Origin of the sequence: Pseudomonas sp. LPB4.O (genome assembly GCF_038383825.1) — a bacterium.
Taxonomy (GTDB): domain Bacteria; phylum Pseudomonadota; class Gammaproteobacteria; order Pseudomonadales; family Pseudomonadaceae; genus Aquipseudomonas; species Aquipseudomonas putida.
In genome coordinates this window covers 93,356-108,070 of sequence record NZ_CP151298.1, presented here as the reverse complement: position 1 = coordinate 108,070, position 14,715 = coordinate 93,356, and the positions used below count along the sequence as shown (strand labels likewise).

Sequence of the window (14,715 nt, the reverse complement as noted above, 5' to 3'; positions counted from 1 at the left end):
TCGGAGATGCTCCATGCGTAAACCGCTGATTGCCGCTACCCTCGGCATGCTGCTGCTGGCCGACCTGGCCCATGCACAGACCTTGGTGGCCACCAGCAACATCATCGTGCGTGCCTTTGGCCGCTCGATCGACTTCACCTCAGACACCACCACCTCAATTCGCGACTCCAAAGTGGTACGCGAAGCCCACGATGACGCCGCCAGCTTCGTCGCCAGCAATGGCGACATTCGGGGTGTCCAGCTTGAAGCCGCCTTCAGCACCCTGCGCGAGCGTGTACCAGAAGCACGCGGCGCCAGCGACCAGGTACTGGCCGAAGCCATCCTCGCGCTGTGAACCGCATGCGTACCTGGCTGCTCGGCTGCGCCCTGACGCTGCTGGGTACGCCCGCATTGGCCGACCTGCAGCTCCAGCTGCAGGCATCCGGCCTCGACCCAGAACAAACCCAAGCCACCCAGGCCTTGCTTGACGAGGCCATGGGCAAGCTGCCCCCTCGCTTCAAGCAGCAGCTGGACCGCCGCGTGCGGGTGAGCTGGAGCGACACCATGCCGGCCGATGCCTACGGCCAGGCATCGCTGGTGTCCACCCTTGAGCTCAACCGTCGCTTGCTGCCCAGCCTCACCGACGGCAGCGCAGCCACCGAGCGCACCAACCGCCCACACGGCACCGTACGTGAAGAACTGCTGGCCACCGTGTTGCACGAGCTCACCCATATCTACGACCGTGCCCGCCTGTGGACCGGTGCGGAAAATTCGCTGATTGCCCGCTGCAAGCGCCAGCAAGGCACGCTGGGCAAGATTGGCCTGCCCGAAGAATGCCGCGGTCAGGCCGAGCGCCGCTTCACCCTCAGCGACGACCCGCGCCTGCTCGACCTGGCCGGCTGGCAGCAATACGTGGGCCGACGCGGGGAGCGCGAACAGCAGAATGGCCAATTCGTGCGCAGCCCCGACAGCTATGAGCTGAGCAGCCCCAAGGAGTACATCGCGGTCAACATGGAGTACTTCCTCCTCGACCCGAGCTACGGCTGCCGCCGCCCGGCGCTCAACCAATACCTGCGCGAACACTTCGGCTGGGCACCCCAACAGGACACTTGCGCCAAGGGCCTGCCGTTCATCAACGCGGGCAGCGACTTCGCCCGCCAGCCGCTGGGTGAAATCGACCCCGAGCGGGTGTATGAAGTGGATTACCTGCTGGCCGAAGCCAACCAGAACCTGGTCAGCCGGTGGGGCCACAGCATGCTGCGCCTGGTGATCTGCAAGCCCGGCCGCCCACGCGGGCCGGACTGCCGCCTGGACCTCGACCAGAGCCTGGTGCTGTCGTACCGCGCCTTCGTCAACGACGTGCAGCTGTCCAGCTGGGATGGCCTGGTCGGTGTCTACCCCTCGCGATTGTTCGTACTGCCGCTGGGCCAGGTGATCGATGAGTACACCAAGACCGAACTGCGTAGCCTGGCCTCGGTACCCCTGAAGCTCAGCCGCGATGAAGTCGAGAACCTGGTGCGTCAGGCCGCCGAGATGCACTGGAGCTATGACGGCAACTATTGGTTCCTGTCCAACAACTGTGCGGTGGAGTCACTGAAACTGCTGCGCAGCGGCACCGCCAACCCACGCCTGAACGACCTCGACAGCATCATGCCCAACGGTTTGCTGGCCGTGCTCAAGGGCAGGGGGCTGGCCGACACCAGCGTACTCGACGACCCACGCGAGGCGTTGCGCCTGGGCTACCGCTTCGACTCCTACCGCGACCGCTACCAGGCCATGTTCGAGGTACTGAGGAAACAGCTGCCGATCAAGCAAACCCTGGTTGAAGACTGGCTGGCCCAGGATGCCGAACAGCGCCGCCCCTGGTTCGCCAAGGCCGACCTGCGCACCAGCGCTGCGTTGCTGCTGCTTGAACAGGCCAGCTTGCGCCGGCAACTGCTACTGGCACAGGACGAGGTCAAGCAACGTTACCTGAATGCCGCGGCGCTGAAAGATGGCAGCATCAACAAAGCTGACGCCACCCTCAAGCAGATGCTCGCCAACAGCGGTTTCCTCAGCCGCCCGGCAGAGTTGCTCGATTCCAAGGGCTACGGGCTGCCACAACCCGAAGAGCGCAAGCACCTCGAGCAGGTCAGCAGCGAACGCCAGGCGCAGCTGCTGCGCTTGAGCACCAGCCTGGACAAAGAGGTGAGGGCGCTGCTGGAACCATCACGGGCCAAGGAAATTGCCGCGGTCGAGGCCAATGTGAAGCAGATCGGTGAGCATTTGCGGGCGCTGCACAAAGCTGCGGGTGGCCTGCAATTGTGATGTTGCCGGTGCCGACCTCTTCGCGGATAAACCCGCTCCTACAGGGGTATGCGTAGCCTGTGGGAGCGGGTTTACCCGCGAAGAAGCCAGCACAGGCAGTACAAAGCCTACAGGCTCTCCTGCGCCTCCGACGGCAAATCCTCATCCAGATGCAACCAGGGCAACCGGCTGCCCACCCAGATATGCCGGTTGGCCCGCACCCGCTCCGGGTGATCCAGCGTCGCCACCGTCACGTCGATCGTCTCAGGGCTGTGCGTGGTCACCAGCGCGACGTGCGCCCCACACTGCCCGCAGAAGTACCGGCTGCAACTGGCCGGTGCCGCATAGCAGTGCGGTTCACCCGCCAGCCACACAAACCCCGAACGGGGCAAGGTGAGCCAGGTCACCACCAGCCCACCGCTTACCCGGCGACAAATCGTGCAGTGGCAGTGGGCAATGTCTGTCAGGTCACCCTCCAACCGGTAACGCAAGGCGCCGCAATGGCAGCCCCCTTCGGTCACATTCTGCATCACCTACCTCTCGTCGCCTTTGCCTCAGCGAAAGCTGGCTGAAAGCTTGCCCTCATAGGATAGCCGCCACTACCGGCACTAGACCGGTCAGCCAGGGCACCCGGTAAACACCGCGCCCGGCCCAATCAACAACAACAATGGTGATTCTGATGTATTCCTGTGCCCGCCTTCCTGCAGTCCCCCTTCGCATGCTCCCTGCGCAGCGCCTGACGCGCTGATCCGCCCGAATCGACTTTCCTTTCGCCGCGCCACGCCTGGAGTATTGCCATGCTGACCTTCCTCGGCTTTGCCATGGTCATCACCTTCATGTACCTGATCATGACCAAGCGCCTGTCGGCCTTGATCGCACTGATCCTGGTACCAATCCTGTTCGCCCTGTTCGGCGGTTTCTCCGCCAAGATCGGCCCCATGATGCTCGAAGGCATCAGCAAGCTCGCACCTACCGGCGTGATGCTGATGTTCGCCATCCTCTACTTCGCCCTGATGATCGACTCCGGCCTGTTCGACCCGGCCGTGCGCAAGATCCTCAAACTGGTCAAGGGCGACCCGCTCAAAGTCTCGGTCGGTACCGCCGTGCTGGCCCTGGTGGTCTCGCTCGACGGTGACGGCGCCACCACCTACATGATCTGCTGCGCCGCCATGCTGCCGATGTACAGCCGCCTGGGCATGAGCCCGCGGATCATGGCCGGCCTTATCATCCTCGCCGGCGGCGTGATGAACATGACCCCTTGGGGTGGCCCGACCGCCCGCGCCGCCAGTGCCCTGCATGTGGACCCTTCGGACATCTTCGTGCCGATGATCCCGGCCATGCTGTTCGGCGTGGTGGCGATCCTGGCCATTGCCTACATGTACGGCAAGCGTGAACGTGCCCGCCTGGGCGAACTGCACCTGCCGACCGACGACATCGACCACAGCGAAATCACCGTTTCGCAATTCCCGGAAGCACGCCGGCCCAAGCTGCTGTACTTCAACGGTGCCCTTACCGCCGCCCTGATGGCCGCGCTGATCGCCGGCGTGCTGCCACTGCCCGTGCTGTTCATGATCGCCTTCAGCATCGCCATGATCGTCAACTACCCGTGCCTGCAGCAGCAGAAGGACCGCATCGCCGCCCACGCCGGCAGCGTTCTGGCCGTGACCGGGCTGATCTTCGCTGCTGGCATCTTCACCGGCATCCTGTCGGGTACCGGCATGGTCGACGCCATGTCCAAGAGCCTGCTGGCCGTCATCCCCGAAGCGCTGGGCCCGTACCTGGCGGTAATCACCGCGATCGTGAGCATGCCGTTCACCTTCTTCATGTCCAACGATGCCTTCTACTACGGCGTATTGCCGGTGCTGGCCGAAGCCGCCAGCCACTACGGCATCACCCCGGTAGAAATGGCCCGTGCGTCGATCGTCGGGCAACCGGTACACCTGCTCAGCCCACTGGTACCCTCCACCTACCTGCTGGTGGCCCTGGCCGGCATCGAGTTCGGCGATCATCAGCGCTTCACGCTCAAGTGGGCAGTGCTGGTGTGCCTGTGCATAATGCTCGCCGCGCTGCTGATGGGGATTTTCCCGCTGTTCAGTAGTCTTTAATACATACGTATAACCTACGCAACGCGCCCTGACTGGGGCGCGTTGCCATTACCGCTCGAAGGAAATTACATGGAATGGCTGACCAGCCCGGAAATCTGGGTTGCCTTTTTTACCCTCACCGCGCTTGAGATCGTCCTCGGGATCGACAACATCATCATGATCTCGATCCTGGTCAGCCGCATGCCCAAGCACATGCAGCCGCGCACCCGGATCTTCGGCCTGGCCCTGGCCATGGTCACCCGTATCCTGCTGCTGCTGTCGATCACTTGGGTCATGCGCCTCACTGCCGACCTGTTCGTGGTGTTCGGCCAGGGCATCTCCGGACGGGACCTGATCCTGTTCTTCGGTGGCCTGTTCCTGCTGTGGAAAAGCTCGCAAGAGATCTACCACGGCCTGGAAGGCGAAGATGAAAGCCCGGATGAGCCCAAAGGCGCGGGTGGCAAGTTCTTCTATACCATCATCCAGATCGCCATCATCGACATCGTGTTCTCGCTGGACTCGGTAATCACCGCAGTGGGCATGGTTTCTCACGTGCCGGTGATGATCGCCGCCATCGTCGTAGCCGTGCTGGTGATGATGCTGTGCGCCGGTGCCATCAGCAATTTCATCGACAAACACCCGTCGCTGAAGATGCTCGCACTGTCTTTCCTGATCGTGGTCGGTACCGTGCTGATCGCCGAGGCTTTCGAGGTGCACGTACCTAAGGGTTACGTCTACTTCGCCATGGCGTTCTCGCTGGCGGTGGAAGCCATCAACATCCGCATGCGCACCGCCTCAGCCCGCAAAGAGGGCAAAGAGCAAGACCCAGTGAAACTGCGCAAAGACATTCCGGGTCAATAAAACCCGGAAGTGCAAAACAGAAAGGGCCCTTCGCAGGGCCCTTTTTTCATGTCTGATCGGTTTCAAACAAATGACAGCCATGCGAAGCTGGCGACAGCTGCGCAAAACAACTAAAGCTTTGAGTGAGCACTGAAAATTCTTCAAAAGCTCACGTATCTTTTCTTGGCCCGGTGGGCCAGTGCAACAGGGGGCCTTCGCCATGCTGACCCTGCTCAACCTGCTCTCAGCCGTGACGCTTCTGGTCTGGGGCACCCATATCGTGCGTACCGGCATCCTCCGGGTATTCGGCTCAAACCTGCGGCGCATCATCAGCCAGAATATGGACAAGCGACCGCTGGCGTTCATCGCCGGCATTCTGGTCACCGCCATGGTGCAGAGCAGTAACGCCACGGCCATGTTGGTCACATCTTTCGTCGGTCAGGGCCTGATGGCCATGACCCCGGCCCTGGCGATCATGCTGGGTGCCGATGTGGGTACCGCGCTGATGGCCCGTGTACTGACCTTCGACCTGTCGTGGCTGTCACCGCTGCTGATCTTCCTGGGTGTAATCTTCTTCCTCTCGCGCAAGCAGACACGGGCAGGCCAACTGGGCCGGGTTGGTATCGGGCTTGGCCTGATCATTCTGGCACTGGAGCTGATCGTGCAGGCAGCTGCGCCGATCACCCATGCCCAAGGCGTGAAAGTGCTGTTCGCTTCACTAACCGGCGACATCATGCTGGACGCCTTGGTCGGCGCCATGTTCGCCATGGTTTCCTATTCCAGCCTGGCCGCCGTGCTGCTCACCGCAACGTTGGCAGGCGCCGAAGTCATCAGCCTGCCGGTGGCCATCGGCCTGGTGGTCGGCGCCAACATCGGCAGTGGCTTGCTGGCCTTCCTCAGCACCAGCATGCAGAACACCGCCGGGCGCCGGGTGGCGTTGGGCAGCCTGCTGTACAAGCTACTCGGCCTGCTGCTGATCATTCCCGTGCTGCACCCGCTGGTGGAGTGGATGGACTCGCTCAGCTTCAGTCCGCAAGAGCTGGTGATCGGCTTCCACCTGCTCTACAACACACTGCGCTGCCTGCTGATGCTACCCACAGTCAAACTGATGGGCCGGCTGTGCAATACCCTGCTGCCCGAGCGCGAAGCCGGCAACGGACAAGTGCGCCCACGCCACCTCGACGCCTCGGCACTGGAAACGCCCAGCCTGGCCTTGGCCAACGCCTGCCGCGAAACCCTGCGCCTGGGCGATATCGTCGACAGCCTGCTCGAAGCCGTGCTCGGTGCCCTGCGCGGCACCCAGACCGCCCTGCCGCAGCAGGTCCGCGTCCTGGGCGAAGACGCCGAGGCCCTGTACAGCGCGATCAAGCTGTACCTGGCGCAAATGTCGCGCGAGGACCTCAGCGAGCCGGACAACCGCCGCTGGGCCGAGATCATCGAGCTGGCGATCAACCTCAAGCTGGCCTGCGACCTGATCGAGCGCATGCTACGCAAGGTCCAGCAGCAGAAAACCAGCCAGCGCCGGGAGTTTTCCCAGACAGGCCTGGAGGAGCTCACCGGCCTGCAGGAGCAATTACTGGCCAACCTGCGCCTGGGCCTGTCGGTGTTTCTCAGTGCCGACCCGGAGAGCGCCCGCTTGCTGCTGCGTGAAAAACGCCGTTTTCGCGCCCAGGAACGGCGCTTGGCGCACGCCCATGTCAGCCGCTTGCAGCGTAAGGTGGTGCAAAGTATCGAGACCAGTTCGCTACACTTGGAGCTGATTGCCGACATGAAGCGGTTGAACTCTTTGTTCTGCAGCAGTGCCTATGTGGTACTGGGCGGCTCGGACACCGGCGGCCTGATGCTCGACAGCGTGCCGGACGAAGCCCGTCTGCCCTGATTTTGCCTACCAGAGGATTCTCGCTCGCCCATGCGTTGCCTGATGTTCGTTTGCCTGCTGATCTGCAGCCTGCCCTCATTGGCCCTCGACCGCTCACGCGTTGAGGGCTACCTGCTGCCCAACGGCCTGCAGGTCATCCTGAAAGACGGCTACGAGCGTGACCATGTGGCGATCCGCCTGGTGGTAGGGGTAGGCCTGGACGACTTCGATTGCGAGCAGAAAGAACTGCCGCACCTGCTTGAGCACCTGCTGTTCAGCGGCATCGACGAAACAGGCGAGGGCGGCCTGGAAGAGCGCTTGCAAACCCTGGGCGGCGAGTGGAACGCCTATACCAGCAGCGCCGACACCACCTTCGTGATCGAAGCCCCGGCGCGCAACCAGCGCAAGGTACTCGACCTGCTGCTGGCGGTCATCCGCGACACCCCTATCGATGCCAAGGCCCTGGCCACCGCCAAGCGCATCATCGAACGCGAAGATGGCGGCCATTATGGCCACCTGCAGCGCTGGCTCGACCGCCAGGACATCGGTCACCCCGCCAGCGATCAGCTGGCCACCGAGCTGGGCCTGAAATGCCCGGAGCGCTCCAATATCGACGACATGACCCTGGAGCAGGTGCAAGCCTTGCGTGACCGCTGGTACGCGGCCAACAACATGACCCTGATCATGGTCGGCGGCCTCGACCGCCTGCTGCCGGCTTATCTGGAACGCACCTTTGGCGAACTGCCAGCCACCGAACCGGAGGAGCGCCGCAACCTGGAGAGCATCACCCACCAGGCCGAACAACGTCGCGACCTGACCCGGGGCTGGCTGGGTGACAGCGTCAAACTGCACTGGCTGTTCATCGAGCCGGTGCTGGACAACGACCACCAGGCCACCCTCGACCTGCTGTCGCGCTACCTGGACTGGGCGCTGTACGACCAGCTACGCCTGCGCAACGGGCTGTCCTACGGTCCCTCGGTGCAGCGTGAGAGCTTTGGCGACACCGGCCTGCTCAGCCTCAACGCCGACCTTGAGCGCGATGACATCGACAAAGCGGTAAAGGTAATGCAGGCCCTGTTCGAGCACCTGCGCAAGGAAGGCCTGGACCCGGACACCTTCGCCCGCATCAAGGACGCTAGCGTCGCCAAGGAAAGCTGGAGCACCCAAGGCAACAGCGCCCTGGCCGACTATTACTGGGGCGCGCTGAACGACTATACCGACGGGCGTTTTGCCAACCCGGTGCGCAAGCTGCGCCAGGTCAGCCTGAAACAGGCCAACGCGGCGCTGAAAGAACTGCTCAGGGAAGAGGGCTACCTGCGTATCGAGAAGCCGTTGCTTGGCTACGACGAGCTTTACGGGCTGGCCGCCTTGCTTGTGGGGCTGATACTGGCGGCAGGGTTGCTGCGCTGGCGACGTCATGGGCCTGAACGGCCGAGTGGTGCTACACGGGAGCGGTGAATCGGCGGTATCCTTTTGCCAGTACCGGCCCCTTCGCGGGCGTTATCGCCGAACCCTGTGGGAGCGGGCAAGCCCGCGAAGGGGCCGTACAGCCACCTCATCCTTTCTGTTGTAGCCCCCAATGCCCCAAATCCCCCATATCGTCCAGCGCATCATCGAACTGCTCAAACGCTACCCCGGCATCATCGCGCTCGGCGGTTTCCTCTCCGGTATCGGCAGCTTCATCCTGGTCGACCGCCAGGCCGGCCTGGCCAGCTGGGTTGCCGTACTCATGCTGGTCAGCTGGGTCTGGCTGATGCTGGAAAACACCCTTACCGGCCTGTTTGCGCGCACCTTCAAACGCGAAATCCCGCAGCCGCTGCTGCGCTACGCAACGCAGATGATCCACCAGGAAACGCTGTTCTTCGTGCTGCCGTTCTTCTTCATCACCACCACTTGGAACAGCGGACAGCTGGTGTTCACCGGTTTGCTCGGCGCTGCGGGCCTGATTTCGATCATCGATCCGCTGTACTACAAATGGCTGGCACCGCGGCGCTGGCTGTTCCTGGCGCTGCATACCCTGACGCTGTTCGCCGCCTTGCTGACCGCGCTGCCGATCATCCTGCACCTGACCACCGCGCAAAGCTTCAAGCTGGCCTTGATCGCGGCCATGGCCCTGTCGTTCCCCAGCCTGGCCAGCAGCTTCCCGATCAACAACTGGCGCCGCGCCGTGGCGCTGGTGCTGGTCACCCTGTCGGTCGGCGCCGGGGGCTGGCTGCTGCGCTCCTGGGTACCGCCGGCAACCCTGTGGATGACCGAGGTGGCGGTGAGCACCGAAGTGCTGAACCGCCAGCCAGGCGAGTCGCTGGATGAAATTGCCGCCAGCCGCATACGCAGCAGCGGCCTGTACGCCTATACCGCCATCAACGCGCCACGCGGCCTGAACGAGCGGATCTACCATGTGTGGCAAAAGGACGGTAAAGAGGTCGACCGCATCGCCCTGGATATCCACGGCGGGCGCAAGGAAGGCTACCGGGCCTGGACCCACAAACAGAACTTCCCGCCAAACCCGGTGGGCAAGTGGCAGGTGAGGGTGCTGACCGAAGATGGCCAGGTGATTGGCGTACTGCGCTTCAAGGTGGTCGACGATGCACCGGCTGGAAGTTGAAATCCATGCTTACGCATTACCTGTGTAGGAGCAGCCTTGTGCTGCGAAGGGGCCCGTACCGCAAACCACTTTTGTGGGCGCTCACGGCCTCTTCGCAGCACAAGGCTGCTCCTACAGGTCGCGATGCCGAACCAAGAGACAGCACATAATCACCAAACAGCCCATGCCCGCTGCGCTATGATCAGCCCCTAAGCCTTAGCGCCGAGTCAATTGCATGGAGCCTATGACCACCCCCAGCGCCACCCTGGACGCCAGCAGCCAACCGGCCTGCCTGCGCATAACCGGTGACTGGACCCTGGCGCACTACGCCAGCCTCAAGCGCGAGAGCGAACAACTGCGCGCGCAATACACGGCCGACACCGTCGCCGACCTCAGCCAGCTGGGGCGCCTGGACACCGCCGGGGCCTCGCTGCTGACCGAGCTGCTCGGCTCCGAGCGCCTGGCGCACTGTACCCAGGACCTGCCCGAAGCCAGCCGCGCGCTGCTCAAGAACGTCTACTGCTCGGTCCAGGACTACTGCATCCCTGTCAAGGAACCCGAGCGCAACGTACTGCTGATGCTGCTGGAGCGCATCGGCCGCGCCGTCGCCACACTGTGGCAAGACTCCTTGCAGTTGCTCGGCTTCATCGGTGTCATCCTCGAGACATTGCTGCGCCGCGCCCTGACACCGCACCGCTGGCGCCTAACGCCGGTTGTGGCACATATCGAGCAGACCGGGCTGGACGCGGCCCCTATCGTTGCCTTGCTGACCTTCCTGGTAGGCGCGGTGGTGGCCTTCCTCGGTGCCACGGTGCTGGCCGCGTTCGGCGCGACCATTTTCACCGTCGACCTGGTGGCGTTCTCGTTCCTGCGCGAGTTCGCCGTGCTGCTCACCGCCATCCTCATGGCCGGCCGCACCGCCAGCGCCTTCACCGCGCAGATCGGCTCGATGAAGGCCAACGAAGAAATCGACGCCATCCGCACCCTGGGCCTGAACCCAATGGAGCTGCTGGTGGTACCACGGGTTCTGGCACTGCTGATTTCGCTGCCCTTGCTCACCTTCATCGCGATGATCTGCGGCATTGTCGGCGGCGCGGTGGTATGCGCCCTGTCGCTGGATATCTCGCCGGCCATGTTCCTGTCGCTGCTGCAAACCGATATAGGCGTGCAACACTTCCTGGTGGGCTTGGCCAAGGCGCCGTTTTTCGCCTTTCTGATCGCAGCCATCGGCTGCCTCGAAGGCTTCAAGGTCAGCGGCAGTGCCGAATCGGTGGGCGCACACACTACCTCGGCGGTGGTGCAGTCGATTTTCGTGGTCATCGTGCTGGACGCCGTGGCCGCGCTGTTCTTCATGGAGATGGGTTGGTGATTGATCGGGAAAAAGTGATCGAAGCCCGCGGCATCTGCAACCGCTTCGGCCCCCAGGTTGTGCATGAAAACCTTGACCTTGACCTGTACCGTGGCGAAATCCTCGCCGTGGTCGGTGGTTCGGGCAGCGGCAAATCGGTACTGCTGCGCAGCATCATTGGGCTGCGACGGCCCAATGAGGGGCTGATCAAAGTGTTCGACCAGGACCTTGCCGGCTTGGGCGAAGAACAGCGCTCGTTGGTCGAACGGCGCTTCGGCGTGCTGTTCCAGAAGGGCGCGCTGTTCTCTTCGCTGACCGTCACCGAGAACGTGGCCTTGCCGTTGATCGAACACGCCGGGCTGTCCCGCGCCGATGCCGAGCACCTGGCCGGCGTAAAGCTGGCCCTGGCCGGGTTGCCCATTTCCGCCGCCGACAAGTACCCGTCTTCGCTGTCGGGGGGCATGATCAAGCGTGCAGCGCTGGCCCGTGCCCTGGCACTGGACCCGGACATCCTGTTTCTCGACGAGCCCACCGCCGGCCTGGACCCGATCGGCGCCGCCGCGTTCGACCAGCTGATCCTGACCCTGCGCGATGCACTGGGCTTGTCGGTGTTCCTCATCACACACGACCTCGACACCCTTTACACCATCACCGACCGCATCGCGGTGCTGTCGCAGAAAAAGGTCCTGGTGGCCGGCCCGCTGGCCGAGGTCGAACAGACCAACGACGCCTGGATTCAAGAATACTTTCACGGCCCACGCGGGCGCGCCGCCGAGCAGGCCGCCACCCGTGCCGGGCAGGAGCGCTGAGCAATGGAAACCCGAGCCCATCACGTTCTTATCGGCCTGGTCACCGTCCTGGTGGTGGCGGGTGCCATGCTGTTCGGCCTTTGGCTGACCAAGTCCAGTGTCGATGACGCCTTCAAGGATTACGAAGTGGTGTTCAACGAAGCCGTTTCCGGCCTGTCGCGTGGCAGCCCGGTGCAGTACAACGGCATCAAGGTGGGCGATGTGTCTACCCTGCGGCTGGACCCGAACGACCCGCGCCGGGTACTGGCCCGGGTGCGCCTGAGCGGTGACACCCCGGTAAAAGAAGACACCCAGGCCAAGCTGACCCTGGCCGGCGTGACAGGCAACTCGTTCATCCAGCTCAGCGGCGGCACCCCGCAAAGCCCGGAACTGAAAGGCAAGGATGGCAAGCTGCCGGTGATCATTGCCTCGCCGTCGCCGATCTCGCGACTGCTCAACGACAGCAGTGACCTGGTCACCAACATCAACCTGCTGCTGCACAACGCCAACCAGATGTTCTCCGAAGACAACATCGGACACCTCAGCAGCACCCTGGCCAACCTCGACAAGACCACGGGGGCCTTCGCCGGCCAGCACGGCAGCATCGCCCAGGCCATCGAGCAACTGGTGCAGGTAGGCAAGCAGGCCAGTGCCACGTTGGCCGAAACCCAGGCACTGATGCGCAATGCCAACGGCCTGCTGGCCAGCGATGGCAAGCAGGCAATCGGCAGTGCCGAACAGGCCATGCAATCCCTGGCCGAAAGCACTGCCACGATCAACAACTTGCTGAAAAACAACAGCGAGGCCATCGGCGACGGCGCCCAGGGCCTGAACCAGCTCACCCCAGCCATTCGTGAGCTGCGCGAAACCCTCAACGCGCTCAAAGGCATTTCCCGGCAACTGGAGGCCGACCCGAGCGGCTACCTGCTCGGCCGCGACAACAACAAGGAGTTCCAGCCATGAAACCGTCGATGCGCCTGCTGGCCCTCGCGGCCGCGCTTAGCCTGGCCAGTGCCTGCTCAATCCTGCCCAAGACCGAACCCTTCGACCTTTATCGCCTGCCGGTAAACCAGCCCAGCCGCACGGCGGTGCCGCTGGACTGGTCCTTGCGCCTGAACAAGCCGCTGGCCAGTGAAGTGCTGGCGGGGCCGCGCATTGCCGTCATCCCGCAGGGCGATGTGGTCAGCAGTTACAAGGGGGCGCGCTGGAGCGATGCGGCCCCGGTGCTGCTGCGCAACCGCCTGCTCGATGGTTTTCAGCGTGACGGCCAGGTGCAGCGCCTGAGCGCCGACGACAGCAACCTGCAGGCCGACTACGAGCTGGCTGGCGAGCTGCAGGCCTTTCAGAGTGAATACCGCGCGGGCGGGGCAGTGGAGGTGGTGATCCGCTACGACGCGCGTCTGGTCCAGGGGCGCGACCAGCGCATCCTGGCCAGCAAGCGCTTCGAAATCCGCCAGCCGCTTGCCGACAAGCAGGTGTCAGCGGTGGTCGCCGGCTTCGGCCAGGCCAGCGACCAGCTGGTGGGGCAGGTGGTGGGCTGGACCATTGGCCAGGCCAACCAGGCTCAACTGAAGGTTCAAGCGAAGAACCAGTAGCAGATGAAGATCGCCGCAATCACCCCGGACAACTCGGCCAGCAGTGCGCAACCCACCGCATGGCGCACGCGCTGGATGCCCACGGCGCCAAAGTACACGGCCAGTACGTAGAAGGTGGTTTCGGTGCTGCCTTGAATCGTTGCCGCTACCAGGGCCGGGAAGCTGTCCACGCCTTGGGTCTGCATGGTCTCGATCAGCATGGCCCGAGCTGCGCTGCCGGAGAACGGCTTGACCAGCGCGGTGGGCAGGCCCTCGACGAAGCGGGTATCGAGGCCCATCCAGTTCACCGCATGGCGGATACCGTCCAGGGCCAGCTCCAGGGCGCCAGAGGCGCGCAGCACACCCACCGCCACCAGCATCGCCACCAGGTACGGCAGCAGGTTCTTGGCCACGTCGAAGCCTTCCTTGGCGCCTTCGACAAAGGCTTCATACACCTTCACCCGCCTCATGGCACCAATCACCAGGAACAGCATGATCACGCCAAACAGCGTGAGGTTGCCCAGGATCGATGACAGGCTAGCCAGCGCGGCGGCCGACAGGGTGCCAAGAAACGCCATGAAACCGCCCAGCAGCAAAGCGCCGGGGATGAAGTAGGCAAGCACCACCGGGTCCCACAGACGCAAACGCTGCATCACAGCCACCGACAGCAGGCCGACCAGGGTCGAGACGCTGGTCGCCAGCAGGATTGGCAGGAACACCATGGTCGGGTCGGGCGCGCCCTGCTGGGCCCGGTACATGAAGATGGTGACCGGCAGCAGCGTCAGCGACGAGGCATTGAGCACCAGGAACAGGATCTGCGCGTTGCTCGCGGTGGTGCTGCTGGGGTTCAGCTCCTGCAGTGCGCGCATGGCCTTCAGGCCGATCGGCGTGGCGGCGTTGTCCAGGCCCAGGCCGTTGGCGGCAAAGTTCATGGTAATCAGGCCCAAGGCAGGGTGGCCGGGCGGTACCTCAGGCATCAGGCGGGCAAACAGCGGGCCCAGCACCTTGGCCAACCATTCGACGATACCGGCCTTCTCGGCGATCTTCAGAAAGCCCAGCCACAGGGTCAGTGTGCCGAACAGCAGCACCATCACCTCGACCGACAGCTTGGCCATGGCGAAGATGCTTTCGACCATTGCCGCGAAGATGCCAGCGTTGCCGCCTACCAGCCATTGGGCCAGGGCGGACACCGCCGCCACCAGGAAAAAGCCAAGCCAAAGGCCGTTGAGCATCCGCGTGTTCCCCCTGAAAAATGCCCGAATGATAGCGTATCGCAGCCCCTGACTGGCGATCGCAGACGAGGGCTGCGCCCTCGTATCGCGGCCCCAAGATCTCACAGACAATAAAAAGCCCCGACAGGTCGGGGCTCTTCAT

Annotated in this window: 13 protein-coding genes; 11 read left to right on the top strand and 2 right to left on the bottom strand. The window is 63.5% G+C overall.

The features are described from left to right. Positions 1–13 precede the first annotated feature (13 nt). Entirely contained in the window at positions 14–334 is a 321-nt protein-coding gene (locus MRBLPB4O_RS00525; RefSeq protein WP_019473446.1) for a DUF2388 domain-containing protein, read from the top strand. Next, positions 331–2,286 (top strand): DUF4105 domain-containing protein, encoded by a 1,956-nt coding sequence (locus MRBLPB4O_RS00520; protein ID WP_341797239.1) that lies wholly within the window; start codon positions 331–333, stop codon positions 2,284–2,286. Before MRBLPB4O_RS00525 ends, MRBLPB4O_RS00520 begins: the two co-directional genes overlap by 4 nt. 107 nt (positions 2,287–2,393) lie before the next feature. Here MRBLPB4O_RS00520 and MRBLPB4O_RS00515 read toward each other — a convergent pair whose 3' ends face one another. After that, positions 2,394–2,795, bottom strand: a complete 402-nt coding sequence (locus MRBLPB4O_RS00515; protein WP_341797238.1) for a GFA family protein — start codon at positions 2,793–2,795, stop codon at positions 2,394–2,396. 267 nt (positions 2,796–3,062) lie between these two features. Between MRBLPB4O_RS00515 and MRBLPB4O_RS00510 the strand changes: the two genes are divergently transcribed. The 9 genes from MRBLPB4O_RS00510 (at position 3,063) to MRBLPB4O_RS00470 (ending at position 13,362) form a co-directional block, all read left to right on the top strand. Beyond that, entirely contained in the window at positions 3,063–4,370 is a 1,308-nt protein-coding gene (locus MRBLPB4O_RS00510; RefSeq protein WP_341797237.1) for a CitMHS family transporter, read from the top strand. A gap of 69 nt (positions 4,371–4,439) precedes the next feature. After that, the gene (locus tag MRBLPB4O_RS00505; RefSeq protein WP_341797236.1) at positions 4,440–5,210 is read left to right on the top strand and encodes a TerC family protein; all 771 of its coding nucleotides are present in this window, start codon (positions 4,440–4,442) and stop codon (positions 5,208–5,210) included. A gap of 199 nt (positions 5,211–5,409) precedes the next feature. Further along, positions 5,410–7,068, top strand: coding sequence for a Na/Pi cotransporter family protein (locus MRBLPB4O_RS00500; protein WP_341797235.1), 1,659 nt, complete (start codon positions 5,410–5,412; stop codon positions 7,066–7,068). Positions 7,069–7,098: 30 nt separating this feature from the next. Further along, a complete protein-coding gene (locus tag MRBLPB4O_RS00495; RefSeq protein WP_341797234.1) occupies positions 7,099–8,505 on the top strand; it encodes a pitrilysin family protein in 1,407 nt (468 codons plus the stop codon). A gap of 121 nt (positions 8,506–8,626) precedes the next feature. Next, positions 8,627–9,652: a DUF5924 family protein gene (locus MRBLPB4O_RS00490; RefSeq protein WP_341797233.1), complete on the top strand. Its 1,026-nt coding sequence runs from the start codon at positions 8,627–8,629 to the stop codon at positions 9,650–9,652. A gap of 214 nt (positions 9,653–9,866) precedes the next feature. Further along, positions 9,867–11,000, top strand: a complete 1,134-nt coding sequence (locus MRBLPB4O_RS00485; RefSeq protein ID WP_341797232.1) for an MlaE family lipid ABC transporter permease subunit — start codon at positions 9,867–9,869, stop codon at positions 10,998–11,000. Continuing rightward, a complete protein-coding gene (locus MRBLPB4O_RS00480; RefSeq protein ID WP_341797231.1) occupies positions 10,997–11,788 on the top strand; it encodes an ATP-binding cassette domain-containing protein in 792 nt (263 codons plus the stop codon). The genes MRBLPB4O_RS00485 and MRBLPB4O_RS00480 overlap by 4 nt, the downstream gene beginning before the upstream one ends. Positions 11,789–11,791: 3 nt before the next feature. After that, positions 11,792–12,730 carry an MlaD family protein gene (locus MRBLPB4O_RS00475; protein WP_341797230.1) on the top strand — a complete coding sequence of 313 codons (939 nt, stop codon included), beginning with the start codon at positions 11,792–11,794 and terminating at the stop codon, positions 12,728–12,730. Continuing rightward, entirely contained in the window at positions 12,727–13,362 is a 636-nt protein-coding gene (locus MRBLPB4O_RS00470; RefSeq protein ID WP_341797229.1) for an ABC-type transport auxiliary lipoprotein family protein, read from the top strand. Before MRBLPB4O_RS00475 ends, MRBLPB4O_RS00470 begins: the two co-directional genes overlap by 4 nt. On the opposite strand, the gene MRBLPB4O_RS00465 is transcribed toward MRBLPB4O_RS00470, so the two are convergent. Continuing rightward, the gene (locus MRBLPB4O_RS00465; RefSeq protein WP_063424563.1) at positions 13,344–14,573 is read right to left on the bottom strand and encodes a spore maturation protein; all 1,230 of its coding nucleotides are present in this window, start codon (positions 14,571–14,573) and stop codon (positions 13,344–13,346) included. The genes MRBLPB4O_RS00470 and MRBLPB4O_RS00465 overlap by 19 nt on opposite strands. Positions 14,574–14,715 lie beyond the last annotated feature (142 nt).

Bases quoted from the DNA above. Each gene is read 5' to 3' on its own strand.
- MRBLPB4O_RS00525 (WP_019473446.1), top strand. From the start codon at position 14: ATGCGTAAACCGCTGATTGCCGCTACCCTCGGCATGCTGCTGCTGGCC.
- MRBLPB4O_RS00515 (WP_341797238.1), bottom strand. From the start codon at position 2,795: ATGCAGAATGTGACCGAAGGGGGCTGCCATTGCGGCGCCTTGCGTTAC.
- MRBLPB4O_RS00510 (WP_341797237.1), top strand. From the start codon at position 3,063: ATGCTGACCTTCCTCGGCTTTGCCATGGTCATCACCTTCATGTACCTG.
- MRBLPB4O_RS00505 (WP_341797236.1), top strand. From the start codon at position 4,440: ATGGAATGGCTGACCAGCCCGGAAATCTGGGTTGCCTTTTTTACCCTC.
- MRBLPB4O_RS00500 (WP_341797235.1), top strand. From the start codon at position 5,410: ATGCTGACCCTGCTCAACCTGCTCTCAGCCGTGACGCTTCTGGTCTGG.
- MRBLPB4O_RS00495 (WP_341797234.1), top strand. From the start codon at position 7,099: ATGCGTTGCCTGATGTTCGTTTGCCTGCTGATCTGCAGCCTGCCCTCA.
- MRBLPB4O_RS00490 (WP_341797233.1), top strand. From the start codon at position 8,627: ATGCCCCAAATCCCCCATATCGTCCAGCGCATCATCGAACTGCTCAAA.
- MRBLPB4O_RS00485 (WP_341797232.1), top strand. From the start codon at position 9,867: ATGGAGCCTATGACCACCCCCAGCGCCACCCTGGACGCCAGCAGCCAA.
- MRBLPB4O_RS00475 (WP_341797230.1), top strand. From the start codon at position 11,792: ATGGAAACCCGAGCCCATCACGTTCTTATCGGCCTGGTCACCGTCCTG.
- MRBLPB4O_RS00470 (WP_341797229.1), top strand. From the start codon at position 12,727: ATGAAACCGTCGATGCGCCTGCTGGCCCTCGCGGCCGCGCTTAGCCTG.
- MRBLPB4O_RS00465 (WP_063424563.1), bottom strand. From the start codon at position 14,573: ATGCTCAACGGCCTTTGGCTTGGCTTTTTCCTGGTGGCGGCGGTGTCC.